This window comes from Shewanella sp. 10N.261.52.F9, from assembly GCF_041471165.1.
Taxonomy (GTDB): Bacteria; Pseudomonadota; Gammaproteobacteria; order Enterobacterales; family Shewanellaceae; genus Shewanella; species Shewanella marinintestina.
Genome location: NZ_JBFRNX010000003.1, coordinates 90613 through 108738 on the forward strand (window position 1 = coordinate 90613; position 18126 = coordinate 108738).

Consider the following 18126-nt stretch of genomic DNA (forward strand, 5'->3'; position numbering starts at 1 on the left):
CTGGGGTTTAGCTCAAGGTTGTTACGCATGATTTTACGCAATATCTCAGCTAGAGTGTCAAACTTGAGTCAAGGCTCTAAACTCTACTTATCTGATCTTGCTGCAATTGCATTACTACTGCTGCCAATTACATTAGCTAACTCGTTAACTATGTTGTTAGGTCATGCTTTTAACCTTATAGAGATTAATTATGTTTCTGAGTTAATGTTCTATGTTTCGAACATTCTTATTAATCTCTATCCAACGACTTTTTGTATCGTTGCCTGCTACTATTTATCACAGAAAACGAACGCATCTAGCGCCATTTTTATTATTTATGGCTTAGTACTTTTCTATATCCTTTCGCTGGGAAGTTTCGATTTATCAACAAACTACACCTTGCCTAATAACCCGCTACTTGCACTATTAAGCGCCATAGTGACCTATTTATATTATCTGTATTTTCCTATTCGTTTACTCGATCCTAATTCGTTTGATTTTGCGTCTAGGCTAATAAAATATATTGGTCATATTTTCTGTTTCCTAATTATTGCCTTGTTGCTTTCTCAGTGGATTATTCATATTGGGGATTATATTAGAGAGGAAGTTTCATCATTTGGATTCAATCCACTTACGTTTAGCGGTGGTTTGTTATATCAAACACTTCTTGGCATGCTGGGGGCTGTAGGAATTAATGGGCATAACATGCTGTTTGCCGTTAAGCAGCAAATCTATGCTGATACACTAACTAATATTGAAGCTTGGAAAGCAGGTGAAGCCACGATAAATGTGATTAGCCAAGGTTTTTATGACGCGTTTTTATCTATGGGCGGTTCGGGTAATTGCATTAGCTTATTATTGTGTGTGTTACTTTTTAGCAAAAAATATAATCATAAAATGCTCGCTGTCGTCGCGATACCTATGGTGCTATTTAATATTAATGAAGTACTGCTATTTGGATTACCGATCCTCTTCAACCCTATACTCATAGTGCCGTTTATTGTTGTTCCGTTAGTCAGTTTTGTGATTGTGTATTCCTGCATCGCTTTAGGCGTTGTTTCACCTATAGTCAGCATTGTTAATTGGTTAACCCCGCCTATTTTTAGTGGCTACTTTGCCATGGGGGAGCAGATTGACGGCGCGATATTACAGATAGCGGTCATTATCGTTGGTATTTTTATCTATCGACCTTTCTATTTGGCTTATGTTGGTAGGCATTTAATTACGCTTGACCCTGCAACTCGCTTTGCGGCAGCTGAAGGTTCGATATTTAATAACGTGTTACGCAGTGTTAGAGACTCTGCAAACAATAATATTAGCCAATCTTCAGCACAGAAACGCCTTGCTCAAATCTTAAGGCAGGGACAGTTGGTGATGTTTTATCAGAAAATTCAATCGGTGCAGGATCATAGCCAATATAATTACGAGGCTTTAATTCGTTATATTGATGATAGCGGCGAGCTTCGCCAACCGACATTTATTGCGGACTTTCAATTACTAAAATCGATGCCGCTACTAGATAGGTTAGTCATAGAGTTGGTGTTAACTGATATGCAAAAAATGCACTTGCCTGAAGGTGGACGTGTAGCAATAAATGTCTCTGTTGCGTCCATAGAGCAAGCTGATTTTGTAAGTCATTTACTAGCACGATTAGCACATTATGGAGTTAGTCCGTCAAAAGTAGAGATAGAAATTACCGAAGAAGCTATGTTGAGTGACAAGGTGTTCCTGACTCGAGTGATGACAGAGTTGCAGGCAAAAAATATTGCGATCTCTATGGATGATTTTGGTTCCGGTTATGCGTCATTCCCGCATTTGCTACAGTACCCATTTAACAAGGTCAAAATAGATAGGTCGTTATTATTAGATGCTACGTCGAAAAAGGGCAGAGAGGTTTATAAATTGGTTGCAACTTTAGGTTGCATCGCAAATTGTAGAATTGTCGCTGAAGGGGTAGAAACAGCGCAGGAATATGAATTTGTTGAACATTGTGGTGTTGATCTTGTTCAGGGATATTACTTAGCCAAGCCTGCTCCTCTTGAAAAATTAACTGGTCAAAACAGCTAAATTTGGCTGCTATTTATGCTTTGTAACATTCAAAAAACGAATATTTTTGATACCCGATTAAAAAAGAGATATAAATACTTGATATTAGACGAGACAATGCATTATTAATAATGTTTGATTTTTGCACACTCCAAAGCTAAAAAGTGCTTAAGGGATGTGTTTTATGGCCAACTCAGGTGGAAGATAATGAAAGAAATTGCCATTATATTACTGATTGTAATAGGTGTTTATCTCTATATGCGTACTCAAAAAACGGCACAAGCCGAAAAAGAGCAGGCAGCAGAGCAAGCAAAGCCGACGGAAAGTGCGGCAGAGTCAGAGATGAAAGATATCACTCCTGAACAGTCTGAACCTACCTCTACGCCAACGGTTGATGGCGTGAGTTTTGAGCCGAAAGAGGCTACAGAAACTGAAATTCAACAAGCTGCAGAGCCAGAGCCAAAAGTGGTAGTAGAGCCAACTGTTGAAGATAAGGCTGAACCTAAAATTACTGTTGAAGTTGAACCAGAAGTGCCTACCGAGAAGCTCAATATTGTTGCTGAGCCAGAGCCTGGCAATACTGAAGAAGTGATTGTTGAAGCTCCCCCCGTTGTAGTGCCAGCCGTTAAAGCTGAAGAAGCTGTTAAGTCTGAGGCGGTTGAGAAAACCGCAGAGTCGGGTGATTTAGATTGGGCTAACCCTAAGTTGGTTAAAGCATTAGCTGATTTCGAATCGGCTAATGACTCCGCGACTCAACATCTTGCGCTCTCAGCTGCCGTTGCAGAATGTTATAAGCAACGCAAAACCGCTGAATATGTAGAGTACGGTGCAGGGTTATCACAGCGTTACCTTGAAGTGTTTGCTGCCTTTATAAAAGGTGTTAAAGCAGAGAATCCTGATACTGATGTTAAGGGCGCTGGCATGATGCATTTATCAACCTTGCTTAATGATAAAGGTGAATTTGATAGCGCTATTTCTATCTGTAAAACAGCAATTGAATATGGTCTTACGGACGGTACAGTTACTGATTTTTCAGGACGAATTGTTCGTATCGAAAAAGCCAAAGCAAAGGCGAATAAAGCGGGTTAATCTGCGAAAAATAATCAATCCATAACCAAGCTGTGTAGAATTAGCTTAATGGTTAGCAAAAGGCGAAATCCAGACGGATTTCGCCTTTTTCATTTCTTATTATTTTAACGTTTTATTAGGATGTATTTCATGAACCTTAAATCATTATGTTTAGTTGTTGCCGCAGGGGTGAGCTTAACAGCTTGTATCCAATCGCCAGAGTGGACATTGCTTTATTACCCTGACAAAGAAGCTAAGCCGAGCGTAGCAGAATCAGGTGAATTTATTAATGGTTACTACGAGTCGATTGAGCAATGTCATGCTAAAGGTAAAGGATTGAAGCGCTTAAGTGGTAATGATAATGGGACTTATGTGTGTGGTTATCAGTGTGAAGCGTCTGATAAGTCTCTTAGCTGTAAAAGCGTTATTACGCCGCAAGAGTCATAGTGAAGGGTCAGCACTTTATCCTGATTTTGGCTTATATCGGCGTCAAGGATTGGGGTTGTTACAATCAGGAATGAGTTGAACGGGGTTAACCTCAGGCTTTGTACGCTATGGTTACTTTGACAGATTACGTACAGGCGTTGAATATCGAGATTATCTATTGCAACATAGCTGTCTAATACTCATTAGCGTAGTGTTGAAGCTCTATTATAGGTGTAAAGGGTAAACTTGACGCGACGAACTACTGGGCCCACTTTAGCAGGATTGGAGTAACATGCAGTTAAAACAGGACTTCTTTGAGCAGCTACCAGAGTTTTATTCGCAGGTTTTCCCACTTGGGATCAGTAACCCACATTGGCTCGCATGGAGCCAAGATGCAGCCGATTTGCTTGCTATTAATGCGCCGACAGAGTCATTGTTACAAGGGCTGTCAGGAAACGCCGCTATTGATGGGGCAAGCTATTACGCGCAGGTTTATAGTGGTCATCAATTTGGTGGTTACTCATCTCAATTAGGCGACGGCCGCTCTATTATTCTTGGAGAAGCATTAGGTCCACAAGGCGCTTGGGATGTGGCACTAAAAGGCGGCGGGCCAACACCGTATTCTCGTCATGGTGATGGTCGTGCAGTTATGCGTTCTGCTGTAAGAGAGTTTTTGATTTCTGAGGCTTTACATCATTTGCATGTCCCGACTACGCGAGCGTTAGCCGTTATTGGCTCTGACTTACCAGTATGGCGAGAAACGCAAGAGGCCGCTGCAATCACAGTGCGCCTGGCTAGGAGTCACATTCGATTTGGTCACTTTGAATTCTTTTGCCACAGTGAACGTGGTGCACCCGATAAGCTAAAACAGTTGCTGAACTTCACCATTAAGCAACACTACCCAGATTTAAGCTGTGATGCATTAGGATATAAAGCATGGTTTGCCCGTGTAGTAGCAGATACCGCCAAGATGATTGCTCATTGGCAAACAATCGGTTTTGCGCATGGTGTGATGAACACTGACAATATGTCGATACTCGGCGATACCTTCGATTTTGGTCCTTTTGCTTTTCTCGATACCTTCAAAGAAGACTTTATTTGCAATCATTCAGACCCTGAGGGGCGTTATGCATTTGGCCAGCAGCCGGGCATTGGTCTATGGAATTTACAACGCTTAGCTCAGGCGTTAACACCGATAATTCCATCTGATGATCTTGTGGCTGCATTGAACCTTTACCAAGTTGAACTGGTGCAGCAATACCTTGTGCTAATGCGCCCTAAATTAGGGCTAACAACCACTTACCAATGTGTAGAACAAGACCAAAGTGATTTAGAGTTAATCGGGGGCTTTACGACTTTGATGGAGAAAAACCATTTAGATCATACTAATACTTGGCGTCGATTCGGTTTATTAGACCCTAATGCCTGTTCGTCTGCTTTGCGAGATGACTTTGTTGATCTGAACGGTTTCGATACTTGGTATCAGGCATACCAAATGCGGCTAGGTAAAGTTGATGAGGTTCATCAATGGCAGGTTGCTCGCAATCAAGTTAACCCTAAATATGTTTTGCGAAATTATTTAGCTCAAGAGGCAATAATTGCTGTTGAAGAAGGTAATTTAACCCCACTACATCAGTTGCAAAAGGTGCTACAAACCCCTTTTGATGAGCAAGCAGAATTCGAACATTTAGCTAAACGTCCGCCGGATTGGGGCCAAGGTTTGATAATGTCTTGTAGCAGTTAGGCGCCAAGCGAATGTTTATCGATACAAATACAATAATAAGAGTAAACTAATGCAATTAATCTCGATTAAATTAGACCGCGAAACATTAAGTTTAGCAGTGCAGGCTGATATTGATTTTGAACAGTTTGAGTTGTTTGCGGAACCATTTGCTAAAGCCTTGGATTGCCGAGTCTTAGAAAAGCAGTGGGGAGCAGACCGTCACCAGTGGTTACTCGAGTTTGAAGGGACACATCTACAGCTGAATTATGAGTTTTACGGCGATATCTGTTGGTTATCAACTGACAGAGAAGATGAGTTTGAAGTGTTGGTCTATTTGGCAGAGTTAATACGGCCTTATCAAGTTTAGCCTGAGCGCTATTATAGAATTTTGTGACCGAAGCTTAAGCTAGGCCATGGGAAATTGAGCAAATTAATATGAATATAATCCCTCCTCAAGCGCCACAAGAGCAAGAGTCTAGCTCGGCGTTCCATTATCAGGCGTTGACTCCAGATTTGATTTTAACGGCGATAGAAACCCTGGGGATTTACCCTGAAACCGGCTTGTTGGCGTTAAACAGTTATGAAAACCGGGTTTATCAGTTTCGTTGTGACCGAGGCCAACGTTATGTGGTTAAGTTTTACCGACCTGAACGTTGGAGCGATGCGCAAATTCAGGAGGAACACGACTTCTCTGCAGCTCTTGCAGATCAAGAAGTTCCAATTGCAACACCAGTGATTATTGATGGTAAGTCACTACATGAGTATCAAGGCTTTAGGTTTGCTCTGTTCCCTTCTATTGGTGGTAGAGCCTTTGAAGTCGACAACCTAGATCAGTTAGAACAAGTTGGTCGCTTTATCGGTCGTATCCACCAATATTCGAAGCAGGCTGATTTCATTTATCGTGATGTAATGTCCCCAAAGCTGTTAGGCCAAGAGTCATTAACATGGCTTAAAGGATCAGGACATATTCCAGCAAGCCTTGAACTGCCTTACTTCACTGTGGTTGAGCAAATTTTAGAAAAAGCATCTGCACTGTGGCAGCCAGAGCAATATCGTGCAATTCGTCTTCATGGTGATTTGCATCCTAGCAATATATTATGGACTCCTGATGGTCCAGGTTTTGTTGATCTTGATGACGCTAAAATGGGCCCTGCGGTACAAGATATCTGGATGATGCTTGCTGGCGATAGACCACAACAATTATTACAATTAGAAGTCTTGCTTGAAGGTTATGAAGAGTTTTGTGAGTTTGATAGTAGAGAGCTTAAATTAATAGAGCCACTGCGAGCGATGCGAATGCTGCATTATAATGCGTGGTTAAGTCGCCGTTGGGAAGATCCCGCTTTTCCAATGAACTTCCCTTGGTTTGCGGAAGATAAATATTGGGAACAGCAAATTTTAGCTTTTAAAGAGCAGTTGGCTGCGCTTGATGAAACTCCCTTGAGTTTGACACCGCAATATTAGTTTTAAAAGCAGCTAAGACAGGGATTTTGTAACAGAAAAATGAACTTTTGCGCTTGAGGTCGACTCAAAAGCACATTATGTTATGTCCAAATTACTATGGTGATGCAAAGAGCATCCAGGGGAATCGAGATGAAAAAAGCTTTATTAGTTGCATTTGCACTATTGATGGCACCGATGGCTGCAATGGCAGCTCAGTATGAAGAAGGTGTGCACTACACAGTTATTAATGAAGGTCCAGGTACGGCTAAACCGGAGATTGCTGAGTTCTTCTCTTTTTATTGCCCACATTGCTACACGTTTGCTAAAGAGCAAGTGCCAAAGATCAAAGCGACTTTGCCTGAAGGTGTAACTTTCAAGCAGAACCATGTCGAGTTTATTGGTCGTCAAATGGGTGTTGAAATGTCTCGCGCTTTTGCTATTGCCCACCAGCTAAAAATTGAAGAGAAAATGGAAAAAGCACTTTTCTCTGCAATCCAAGATAAGAAGCAAAACTTCACTAACTTAGATGATATTAAAGCTGTTTTCGTAGTTAATGGTGTTGAGCCTAAAGCATTTGATGCTGCGGCTAAGTCATTTATGGTGAACGCACAGATGTCTAAGATGAAGCGTGATACTGAAAATGCAAAGATTGCGGGTGTTCCAGCGCTTGTCGTTAATGGTAAGTACCGTGTCGAAACGGGTGCGATTAAGTCATACCAAGAATTGCTTGATATCGCTTATTACTTAGCAACACAAAAGTAATTTGTCGCGATAGCTAAAAAAGGAGCCAATAGGCTCCTTTTTTGTATATGGAAGTACTGATCCCTGAACGCTGGGACAGCCTAAGAAAGGATTTATGCCCGGCATCTTATAATTGTGAGCGATGCTAATCACCATAGGTAGCCAAGCCGTGGTAGTTGTGTTTGTTCATCTTTATTAAAGAAAACGACTTACTGTTGTTTCGACCCATTTTCTTTGCTTATAAGAAAAGCGGCTTAACTAAACTCCCAGCATAAAAAAACCGCACTTCCTGATCGCAAGAAGCACGGCTATCGAGCTAGTAGCTCAATGTTACCCTGAGTAACATTTAAACGGTAACAGAGCGTCAAAAATCTGGCAAGCGTCAATTAAAAATAAGTATTTATTTTGAAAATGAGTTATACATCTGATTGCCAAGAATAAATTATTTTTTCTAACATTCTGATTCAAAAATTTACAATTAAATGCTCAAATAAATGAAACTCTCGTGGTAAAACACCTGTCCAACTTAAAAATTAATAACAACAAACCAAAGTTGTCGGGAGGTCTTGTGAGAGTTTTTCCTGTCTATGCACCTAAGCTAATTGTAAAACACGCGCGCATTTTTCTTACTGGGGTAATCTGGGTAAAAGATTTGGGGCGACTAGAATTTGATAAAGGCAGGTTCTTGTTGCCAAGAAAAAGCCTGCCTAAAGTTAAGCAGGCTATTTTAGAGCTCAATGAGTTGATTGAGTCTCAAAGTAACGAGATGCAAACTGCATAACGTTAGGAATTTAGTTAACTTCGTCGTTGAGTAGACCAACTAAACCAGTCACTTTCTCATTCCAAGAGTTAAGTTCCTGCTGTAGCTGTTGGTTCTGCTCTGACAGACCTGTATTTGTCTGCTTCTCTTCTTCAAGCTCCATTTTTAGTAGCTCAATAGTTTCTAACGCAGCTTGGATTTTAGTTTCCAATTTTGATAATAGTTCTAGGCTCATGGGGAGTCCCTTTAATAGCGAGATGATAGCTCCGATTCTAGCAGTGACGGGCTATTGCTGAATAGCTAATTATGCTAAATGAGCAAAAAAGACGCGATAAATTTGTTGGAAAATGATTTTTTTTGTACTTGTTACTAAGTCGTTAGTATTCTTCTATTTATTTCCTATTGGATCTTGGCTATGAGCAATAGTTTGCTGATTCTTATTCCCCTGTTGCTAACCTTAAGTTTAGCGCTCATTTTACGTAAAACCTTAGTTGCTTTAGGTGCGGGAATTGTCTCTGGTGCGCTGATTATCACGGATTTTAGCTTGTCGAAAACGTTAAGCTATATGGCAGATAAAGCTTGGTTACAGCTCTATAGCGATGGTCATTGGCAAGCGTGGCACTTAAATGTTTTAGCGGCGATGATCCTACTTGGCATGATGACGCAGTTACTTGCTCGCGGCGGAGCTGTTAAGCGTTTTGCTGATTGGCTGTATCATCGAATAAAGAGTGGTCGCCAAGCGCGGATCGGTGTGGTGTTATTAGGCTGGGTCGTTTTTATCGATGGAATTTTTAGTTGCTTGGCGGTTGGGCATGTTTGTCAGCCTTTGAGCCAAAGGTACAATATGTCTCGAGAACAGATTGCTTACCTGGTGGACTCAAATGCTTCTCCTTTATGTGCCTTGTTGCCTTTTTCGAGTTGGGGCCCCTATGTCATGGCCATTCTGGCGGGTATCACGTTACTGCCATTAACTCCGCTCGAGTCATTTATTGAAATCGCTAAAACTAACTTTTACGCTATTACCGTTATTTTGCTGTCTTTACTGATAGCGTGGTTCGGTATTGGTTTTAACTCTGACTCGGATACTGCTGCTATACAAACCAATGATGAAGTTGATGCCGGCAGCCCTTGGTTGTTAGGTTTGCCTATGGCGACGTTATTACTCGCATCAATCGGTTTGACCTTATATTCAGGTGCTAGCAATGCTCAGGGTGACAGCATTACTGATTGGATCACTGCAGCCGATATTGGCAGCGCCATGCGAAATGCCTGTTTGTTGGCGACATTGTTGGCTGTCGTTATGTTGAAGTTAGATGGGCGCACGTTAAGGTTACTCATTGGTGATTTAATATCAGGTATACGTGCTATTAGCTTTGCGATTTTTATTCTACTTTTTACTTGGATGATAGGCGCTGTCATTGCCGATCTGGGCGTAGCTAAGCTGCTGGCAAATTGGGCAGAGGCTTTCTTGTCACAAGAAGTGTTGGTGGCAGGAACATTTTTACTTTGCGCGATAATGGCATTTACTACCGGCTCAAGTTGGGGGACGTTCGCTATTATGATCCCTATTGGCGCCGAAGTTGCGTTAGCGGTGGATCCATCTTTATTATTACCTTGTTTAAGCGCGGTAATGGCTGGCTCTGTATTTGGTGACCATTGTTCACCGATATCTGATACTAGTGTTATTAGTGCAACAAGTTCTGGTTGTCAGCCCCATGACCATGTCATTACCCAACTGCCGTTTGCAATTATTGCGGCTTTGAGTGCTTTGATTGGTTTTCAGTTACTAAACCTTGGAGTGTCGATGAGTTGGGCGTGGCTGGCTGTGGCTGCGGCAGCAATACTGATGTTGGCCGCTTTTAATAGGTGGAGTCACGCAGATGCATTAGTCGAGAATTCTATTTAGTCTGCAAACAGAGTCACTTGTTATTAATTTATAGGCTTATATAGCGAAAGCCCGCCACTAACTTAAGTCTGTGGCGGGCTTTTCTATTTACGGCGTTTTAGAAGCGGTAATCAACCGATAGGTAAAGTTGTTGGCTATCGTTCAATGAGGCTGTTTCAGACCCCGCTGCAATACCATTGTATGGCGTTGGTACTGGACCACTTACATCATAATCTTGCTTCAGGTAACGGTAACCAATTTCGGTACTTACCTTGTCGTTAATCTTATACATTAGACCCGTTTGACCACCCCAAACGAAGCGATTTTTTGAGTCTAGGACGCTAGTATCTGGGCTGATATGATTCATACCTGCTGTCGCACCAATAAACCAATTAAGCTTATTGCTATCGCCTAGGCCGACTAAGTAGTCATAAGACATTAAGAAGCTTTGCTGACGGCTAAAGTCATCAGAGTTATATGAGTAAGTACCATAAACACGGTTAGCATCATTTAGATAAACACCCGCTCTGACTTCATAGATAACGTTATTTTCAGTCTCTTTAAAGTGCTCGGTTTGAGGACCTCCAGCAATTGGGTTTTGTAGTGCTGGGTCGTAAGAACCTTTATAAGTGTTCTGCTGGGCGCCAACACCGCCACCAACAAACCAGTCTGCCGCCATAGTTGGTGCCGAGATTGCCGTTGCCATTACAGACGCTAAGATAAGTGATTTAGTTTTCATGTTGTGCTCCAGTGTAGGATAAATTAAGTCGGTGTCGCGTTTTGTTGGGCACATCATAGGGCAGGCTTGCTGAATAATAACTGAATGGTATTAACGATCGCTGAAGTTGACTATTTTGCTATATAGATACCGAATATCATTTGGTAACCTATTGAAAATTATTAATTAGCTAATTTTGACTATATAAATAAGTCGAAGCGTTTTGTCACCTAAAGGCAAGTTGGATTTTATCGAGGTCATAATGGATTTAGTGTTTATTCATGGATGGAGTGTTACTGATACTGACACTTATGCTCAGTTACCCCAGGCAATAGAAAAGCGAATGCAAGGCTCTACTGAGCTTACTATTCGGCATATTTATCTTGGACGTTATATCAGTTTTGATGATGAAGTTCGCCTAACCGATCTCGCTAAAGCATTTGATAATGCGCGTATTGATTTGCTTGGTGATAAGCCATTTGCGGTGATCACTCATTCCACTGGCGCACCGGTTTTACGTCAATGGTTGCAAATGTTTTATGTTGGCGAGCAGTTAGCTCATTGCCCTCTTACTCACTTGATCATGCTCGCTCCAGCAAATCATGGCTCTGCATTAGCCCAATTAGGTAAATCGAGGGTAGGGCGGATTAAAAGCTTTTTTTCAGGCATTGAACCCGGACGGAGAATACTCGACTGGTTGGAGCTTGGTAGTGATGGCCAATATCAATTGAATTTACATTGGCTTAATGATTTTAGTTTAATTGGACCGCTTCCGTTTGTGTTGACCGGCACTACGATTGACCCGAAGTTTTACGATTTCCTCAATAGCTATACTGCAGAAAAAGGCTCTGATGGTGTAGTTCGAGCCGCCTCCGCTAACCTTAATTTTAGTCATATAGTGTTAGCGCAAACGGAGCAAACCTGTAATAGTTTCGATGCGAGTTGTGTGACCAAGTTGCAAGTTGCTAAATATTTAGAACCTAAGCAGCGCACTGCTTTTGAGTTAATAAAAAATGCCAGCCATAGCGGCAGTGAAAAAGGCATTATGGGCTCAGTTACCACTCGTAATGCGAGTAAAAAACATGTGGTTCATCGAATCATTGATTGTTTAAATGTTAATAGTCATAAGCAGTATCAACAACTAGTAGATGAAATGCACCAAGCAAGCTCATTGGTTAGGTCTAAGGTGAGTGGTTGTATGCTTGTGGTACGCGTGATTGACGATACTGGCTTGCCAGTAGAAGACTTCGATATCATTTTGCTTTCAGGTACAGGTTTTTCTCCCAACGTATTTAAGCCCGGCTTTATGCTTGATAAGCAAAAAAATCATCAAAATAACCACGTAATGACCTTTTATTTTGACGCTGCCAAAATCGCTAAAGTGGCTAATGGGAAAATAGGCATACGCATTGAGCCTAGGCCAGAACAAGGAATGTGTTATTACCAAAATGCTGAGTATCATTCTGATAGCAAGCAAGTTACTAGACTTTTAAAAGCTGATCAAACCACAATGGTCGATATCATTTTACAGCGTCAGATTAGTCCAAATACCTTTAGCCTAGTGACGCCGGAACAAGCAGGTGATTTTTCTGATTTAGCTGACGATTTAGCAGTTATCCGGGAGTAGCGGCCGAATTACTATGGCCGTTATCGATTTTAGTTTGTCTGAGAATTTGTGTTAACTAAGCGCGAACTGTTAAATTAGAGTTTAAACTCTAATTTGTGCGCGTCGCGCGCAGAATTTCATATTGAGTTCATCTTGTTGAGCGATAATTCGCCTAAGTTAATTGTATCCCGCCATTACAAAGCTGCGGCAAACTCTTTTAGTACGACATCTGATTTCTATTTTCAGCTAAGGTTTAATTTTTACATGCTTAAAATGACTACTTTTTTAGCAGCACTTTCGGTGCTGTTTTTTGTTTCTCCTGTTCACTCTGAATCGATTGAGCGCGAACCACAGCAGCCAAGATATGAGCGGGTGTTTCCCATCTGGGCTCAAGAGGTGATCGATCTTGGCTATGAGCTACCTAAACCATACGGTGTTTCACTTAATTATATGACGATGGATCAACCTTTGATTGTCGACTCTGTCGGTTTTACGGGTTTAGGTCCGTTAGATGAGATGCTCAGTATTAAGGGCAGTGAAGCAATCCAAGACTCAGAAACCTTGACCTTAAGAGGTGATGTATGGGTATTGCCATTTTTAAACCTCTACGGTGTGCTGGGGAAAACCAACGGTAGCAGTGTGGCCAATGTTCAGTTGGAGGCCGATTGGTCTTCAGTGTTACCGCCTTGGATGTGCACTGTAAATTCTTGTAATGCAACCAGTGATCCTTTTGATTTTGTTTTAGATTTTAGAGGGACAACCTATGGTGTCGGTGGCACTTTAGTTGGAGGTATCGATAATTGGTTTGCCTTACTTGATGTTAATTATACTAACACTCGCCTAAACATCCTTGATGGCGAGATCAGCAGTATAGTGGTATCCCCACGAGCAGGTTATCGCACCAGCTATAACAACCACGATATTCAAATTTGGGTTGGCGCTATGTATCAAAACGTAGAGCAAACCTTTAGTGGATATTTGCGCGATATTGGCTTTCCACTTGGAGATGCAAAGTTTGAGGTAAATCAGCATTTGGCTGATAAATGGAATGGTCTGATAGGTAGCCAAATAGGTCTAACTAAAAACATCGACTTACTGATGGAAGTCGGTATCGGCACTCGTAGTAGTTTTATGATGAGTTTAGGTTATCGCTTTTAAGGTTATACCCATTCGTGAAAATTTTTAACTGCTAGCCTTTGGCTAGCGCCGTTGTAAATTGATGTTGGAGTTTAGAGTATGCGCACTATCTGTATGTTGCTACTGACGTTATTGATTGGTGGCTGCTCGGCCGTTGATATTGTCGATTCTAAAGAAAGGGCTGCGCTACAAAGCGTGGGGTTTGAGCAACATCAATTGATGCTCAAAGAAGGTGGAGAGTTGAACTATTGGCAAGCAGGACAAGGTAAACCGCTGTTACTGATTCATGGTTTTGGTGGTTCAGCGGTATCGAGTTGGCAGCAGGTAATGCTTGAGCTAAGTCAAGACTACCAAGTAATTGCGCCAGATCTTGCATGGTTTGGCGATTCTGTCAGCCAAGGAGATCCAAGCCTTGCTACGCAAACTCAAGCTGTTATGCAATTGATAGATAAACTTGAGCTGGAAAAAGTTAACTTAGTAGGGATCTCCTATGGTGGCTTTGTGACTTTCGATTTAATGATTAATGAGCCAAAGGTTGATAAGACCATTCTGCTAGCCAGTCCTGGCGTGCTATTTTCTGATGCTGAATTAGCGTTGATGAATCAGCGTTTTGGTGTTGATGATCCGACTCAGATTTTTGTTCCTGAAACTCCAAAACAGATGCGACGTTTGTTGGATGCAACTTTTATCGATTTTCCTTGGTATCCAGGCTTTATTGATGCCGAAATCTACGATAAATATTTTGCTGGTTATTTAACCGAAAAGCGCAAACTGATTGAAGGACTTCCGGCTGACCGAGATCGAATTGCAGCTAACCTTTCGGTAGAAACCTTACCGCCTAGCCTACTGATTTGGGGCGAGCATGACCAAGTTTTTCCGTTGTACTCGGGTTTGCAGTTAGCTGAGCTATTAAGTGCCCCTATTGTTGTTATCCCACAAGGAGCACACGGAATAAGTAATGATTATCCGCAGATTATCAGCCAAAGCATTAGGGCATTTGTACAATGATGGGCCGTATATATATGCGCAGTGGCGGGGTTGCTGCTTTAATTTTATTGCTTGCGGCTTGTAGCAGTAATGATTGGCAAGTCCGTGCTTTACCAAGTGATATCGCTATCGGTGCTGCCTTAGATAACGAGCCTGATTTAGACTTACTGCATGAGATTAATCTGCAAGAATTGCCTTTGGTACCAATTCCCAAGGCTGTGCGTCCTTGCTGTGCTTTCGGTAATGCGCAAAAAGTTAAAGTCGGGCCTGTTCCTGTACCATTTTTTCGTTATGCCAATACCTTAGCAGTTGATAAAGTCGGCCCTCATGCCTTTGAGGCGGGTACGTTTAGCTTCCAAAAAGATGCGCCTAATGGCAGCCGAGGCACAGAAAATAATGGACTGATGTATACGCTACGAGGTGGCTTTATTGACTTAGCTCATGTGCGCGATACCGCAGACAATGCTATTGCGCTGTTTTATCGTATTTATCCTCAACTGGGACAACAGCAGACGATTAAACTGCCAGATGAAATAGGCCCAAGAGTGATAGAGTTAAGTGAATTTGATTTAAGCCACTTAACGCCAAGGCAACGTTGGGAAACGGCTGCAGCTATTTCAGTTCGGTTAGCTTATTTTATGGCTGAAGCACATGAGATAGCCCAGTGGCATGGATATCGTAGTTGGGCTCCTTGGTCTGAAACTGTTTCAGCTTACTCTCCGGAAGATCTTTACTCGAATATGCTTGGCGCAAAGATTGCTCTAGCATTGATTAATAATAATTTGGCGATGAGTAAAGATCTTTATAATCAGCATATGACTCAGTGGTTTGCTGCAACACTAAATTGGCTTGAGCCAGTTTCAATTGAGCAAACGAATGCTTTATTTGATGTGATTGATGGCCATTGGTGGGATTCAAATCAGCCATTACCCAGTAAGTTTATGTTGCTTAAGCGGCACTATCAGTTAAGTGATCTACAGGCACCTTATTTAGTGCCACAATCTTTGGCGCAGAACCATGAAAAATGGAATGAAGTCGCAGCGTTATTTGCCTCCACACAGCAAGCGCATAACTTGTCATTAAGCCGCATCATTCATGGCGTAGAGATAGATAGCATTGCTACCCAAAAGCTGATTGTTGCCGATAAATTTAAGCAAAGTTTTAAGCATATTCCGGCTGAACTTTGGCAAGATGGTTTTACCCAAGCCGACTTTTACCAAATTAGCGAATATAACCAAGCACAAGATGAACTGGAATTACAGCTGTTTCAGCAGTCAGAAACTGTGGAGAAAGCGTTAGCTTCCAAGGAACAGACTTGATGCTTTATGGTGCGTATCATAGGAAAACAATGGGGCGGAATTTTCGCATGTTGATGGTTAAAGCTTGCAGTGGTATCACGCTACTTGCTTGTTTAGTATTGCCCGCATGGGCAGAAGAGACTGCAAATGATCCTGAGGTAAATAATGACGCTACCGATAGTAAAGAGTCACAAGGTTGGATAGAGGACTTTTTACAAACTTTGGGCGCCGATGGGGAATTCGATCCTGATAAGTTGATTGATTTTAGCTATTTACCAGGGCCATTTTACAACCCTGAGATGGATTTAGGCGTGGGGATCTCGGCGGTAGGCTTATATCAATACGATCCCAACGATGAAGTCAGCCAGTTATCATCTTTGGTTATAAACGGCTTAGCATCCACCAATGGTGCATTGGGCATGGTGATCGCGAATAAGACCTTCATTAATCAAGATCAGCAACGTTTTTATCTGAATGCAGAAATTTTTGATGCTCCGGATGTGTTCTATGGCGTGGGCTACGATAACAATCATCAGGAAAGCAATCGAGTTGAGTTTAATCAGCGCATTGTGTCTTTCAATCCCATGTTATTGCACCGTATGAGCCCGACCAGCTTTGTCGGTATAGGCTTTGATTTTAGCTATGCCAACGCCAGTAAAATAAACTCATTAGACTCAGGCGTCGATACCGGAATAATTGATGACAGCTCACGCAGTGTAGGGGTAAATTTGCTGCTGAATCATGATAGCCGAGACAATGTCCTTAATCCCCAGTCCGGTCGTATTTTAGAAATTGATGCAACTTTTTATCGTCAGTATTTAGGTAGTAAAACTGACTTTGATGTTTATGACGCACTATACAGTGAATATATGCAAACTGGCCGCGGTGAAGATATCTTAGCGTGGCAAATTCGAGGTCGCTTTACTAATGGCGAGGTGCCGTGGGATCAGTTATCAAAAGCGGGTGGTGGTGACTTACTACGTGGCTATACATCGGGTCGCTATCGTGACAAGCAGATGTTAATGACACAAGTGGAATACCGGCTTAATTTACCAGGGCGTCACGGTATGGTGTTCTGGGGCGGCGCAGGCATGATTGCCGGTGATATTAGCGAGTTTAATGCAAATAAAATCTTACCTAATGGTGGTGTAGGTTATCGCTTTGAGGTTAAACCTCGGGTTAATTTAAGGCTCGACATGGCGTTTGGTGACGGTGACAGCGGTTTTTATTTCAATGTAAATGAGGCTTTTTAGATACTGTAGCCGGTAAAGTATGAATACACAAAAAGGGCCTTATAGGCCCTTTTTGTGTTTACTATAAAGCTTATTTTTTGAAGATAGCTTCGTTAGTGCCGTATGCGCCTAAGTTAAGGTCACGTTTACGGATCTCATCTACACGGTCAAATGCTTCCTCAGCCACGCGTAGGTTTTGTACGTCTTTACGCCAGTAGTATTTAAAGCCGTTGAAGTTAGCGTTATTTGGGTACCAGTACATTACACCTAGGCCTTTATCACTTAAGATCGGTGTGTTGTGAATTGTAGCCCCAGGAATATAGAAATACTGTCCAAGTGATAGTTTTTGAAACTTGTTTTGTGCCAAAGTTTGGCTTTCACCCGTTACTACGTAATAACATTCTGGTTGGCCGTGGAAATGTGGTGCGTGGTCAGATTTTCCACCGTCTGTAATACCAATAACAACAGGGCTGTCAGACAGCTCTTTCCAGATATATCCAACTGGTGATTTTGACTTATCACAGTCCGCAATTTCTAATACGTTGCCATCGTCATCTAGCGATTTACAGAACTGCTGGTCTGCTGCAATACTGCTGTTTGATTTGATGGTTGTAAAGTCGATCTCACCTGCTTCCCAAGCAGCAATATAGGCCTCAACCTCTGGGTTAGCACATTGTGCAGGCATAGTATCTTGTGGTGCATATGGAGTGCTGTCATATGGCACTGGTGTCATTTGTTGGTAAGGCAGTTGAGCATGATCGCACTGCGGCCCTTGAGCAAAAGCAGCTGTAGATGTTAGTGCGGCAATGCCGAAAATCATTTTTAGTTTCATCATTCCAATCCTATTTTTAGCTGATGCAGCTAAAGCTGCGATATTGTGCTCGCTTTAACGGGCTTGAACTAACAATAAAGTGATAATTGCTGCGTAAAGTTGAATTGGATCACGCACCGTTTTTAGCAGCAAACTTATTCGTGAGCAGAGTCGCGAATAATATTTTTTTGATGGGTGACGAAGCGCACACTCATTAGCTAGAGGACTTAAAGTTAGCAATTGCGTGAAGTCTAGATAGTTCTTAT

At 41.9% G+C, this 18126-nt stretch carries 17 protein-coding genes; 14 read left to right on the plus strand and 3 right to left on the minus strand.

Going from position 1 to position 18126, the window contains the following annotated elements; genetic code table 11:
- The first annotated feature begins 27 nt into the window (after positions 1–27).
- The 8 genes from AB4298_RS02775 (at position 28) to ytfK (ending at position 8207) form a co-directional block, all read left to right on the plus strand.
- Positions 28–2046, plus strand: a complete 2019-nt coding sequence (locus tag AB4298_RS02775; protein WP_371985672.1) for an EAL domain-containing protein — start codon at positions 28–30, stop codon at positions 2044–2046.
- A 186-nt stretch (positions 2047–2232) separates the two neighbouring features.
- Entirely contained in the window at positions 2233–3114 is an 882-nt protein-coding gene (locus AB4298_RS02780; protein WP_371985673.1) for a hypothetical protein, read from the plus strand.
- A gap of 129 nt (positions 3115–3243) precedes the next feature.
- Positions 3244–3540 carry a hypothetical protein gene (locus AB4298_RS02785; RefSeq protein ID WP_249000071.1) on the plus strand — a complete coding sequence of 99 codons (297 nt, stop codon included), beginning with the start codon at positions 3244–3246 and terminating at the stop codon, positions 3538–3540.
- Between the two features lie 271 nt (positions 3541–3811).
- Positions 3812–5263, plus strand: a complete 1452-nt coding sequence (locus AB4298_RS02790; RefSeq protein WP_371985674.1) for a protein adenylyltransferase SelO — start codon at positions 3812–3814, stop codon at positions 5261–5263.
- A 49-nt stretch (positions 5264–5312) separates the two neighbouring features.
- On the plus strand, positions 5313–5609 hold the full coding sequence (locus tag AB4298_RS02795; RefSeq protein WP_249000073.1) for a DUF3630 family protein: 297 nt from the start codon (positions 5313–5315) through the stop codon (positions 5607–5609).
- Positions 5610–5677: 68 nt separating this feature from the next.
- On the plus strand, positions 5678–6706 hold the full coding sequence (locus tag AB4298_RS02800) for a serine/threonine protein kinase (RefSeq protein WP_249000074.1): 1029 nt from the start codon (positions 5678–5680) through the stop codon (positions 6704–6706).
- A gap of 129 nt (positions 6707–6835) precedes the next feature.
- Positions 6836–7447, plus strand: coding sequence for a thiol:disulfide interchange protein DsbA/DsbL (locus AB4298_RS02805; RefSeq protein ID WP_249000075.1), 612 nt, complete (start codon positions 6836–6838; stop codon positions 7445–7447).
- Between the two features lie 547 nt (positions 7448–7994).
- Positions 7995–8207, plus strand: coding sequence for a stringent response modulator YtfK (ytfK, locus tag AB4298_RS02810; protein WP_248471478.1), 213 nt, complete (start codon positions 7995–7997; stop codon positions 8205–8207).
- A gap of 10 nt (positions 8208–8217) precedes the next feature.
- On the opposite strand, the gene zapB is transcribed toward ytfK, so the two are convergent.
- On the minus strand, positions 8218–8421 hold the full coding sequence (zapB, locus tag AB4298_RS02815; protein ID WP_249000076.1) for a cell division protein ZapB: 204 nt from the start codon (positions 8419–8421) through the stop codon (positions 8218–8220).
- Positions 8422–8601: 180 nt separating this feature from the next.
- Between zapB and AB4298_RS02820 the strand changes: the two genes are divergently transcribed.
- Positions 8602–10092, plus strand: coding sequence for a Na+/H+ antiporter NhaC family protein (locus tag AB4298_RS02820; protein WP_249000077.1), 1491 nt, complete (start codon positions 8602–8604; stop codon positions 10090–10092).
- A 97-nt stretch (positions 10093–10189) separates the two neighbouring features.
- Here the strand turns inward: AB4298_RS02820 and AB4298_RS02825 are convergent, their stop codons facing one another.
- Positions 10190–10810, minus strand: coding sequence for an outer membrane beta-barrel protein (locus tag AB4298_RS02825; protein ID WP_371985675.1), 621 nt, complete (start codon positions 10808–10810; stop codon positions 10190–10192).
- Positions 10811–11051: 241 nt separating this feature from the next.
- Between AB4298_RS02825 and AB4298_RS02830 the strand changes: the two genes are divergently transcribed.
- From AB4298_RS02830 to AB4298_RS02850, 5 genes are all read left to right on the plus strand, one after another.
- Entirely contained in the window at positions 11052–12416 is a 1365-nt protein-coding gene (locus AB4298_RS02830; RefSeq protein WP_371985676.1) for an esterase/lipase family protein, read from the plus strand.
- Between the two features lie 243 nt (positions 12417–12659).
- Entirely contained in the window at positions 12660–13553 is an 894-nt protein-coding gene (locus AB4298_RS02835; protein WP_371985677.1) for a virulence protein, read from the plus strand.
- A gap of 78 nt (positions 13554–13631) precedes the next feature.
- Positions 13632–14540 carry an alpha/beta fold hydrolase gene (locus tag AB4298_RS02840; protein WP_371985678.1) on the plus strand — a complete coding sequence of 303 codons (909 nt, stop codon included), beginning with the start codon at positions 13632–13634 and terminating at the stop codon, positions 14538–14540.
- Positions 14537–15838, plus strand: coding sequence for a DUF4056 domain-containing protein (locus AB4298_RS02845; protein ID WP_371985679.1), 1302 nt, complete (start codon positions 14537–14539; stop codon positions 15836–15838). The genes AB4298_RS02840 and AB4298_RS02845 overlap by 4 nt, the downstream gene beginning before the upstream one ends.
- A 29-nt stretch (positions 15839–15867) precedes the next feature.
- Positions 15868–17070: a BamA/TamA family outer membrane protein gene (locus AB4298_RS02850; RefSeq protein WP_249000083.1), complete on the plus strand. Its 1203-nt coding sequence runs from the start codon at positions 15868–15870 to the stop codon at positions 17068–17070.
- Positions 17071–17140: 70 nt separating this feature from the next.
- Here the strand turns inward: AB4298_RS02850 and AB4298_RS02855 are convergent, their stop codons facing one another.
- The gene (locus tag AB4298_RS02855; RefSeq protein ID WP_249000084.1) at positions 17141–17884 is read right to left on the minus strand and encodes a cupin domain-containing protein; all 744 of its coding nucleotides are present in this window, start codon (positions 17882–17884) and stop codon (positions 17141–17143) included.
- Positions 17885–18126 lie beyond the last annotated feature (242 nt).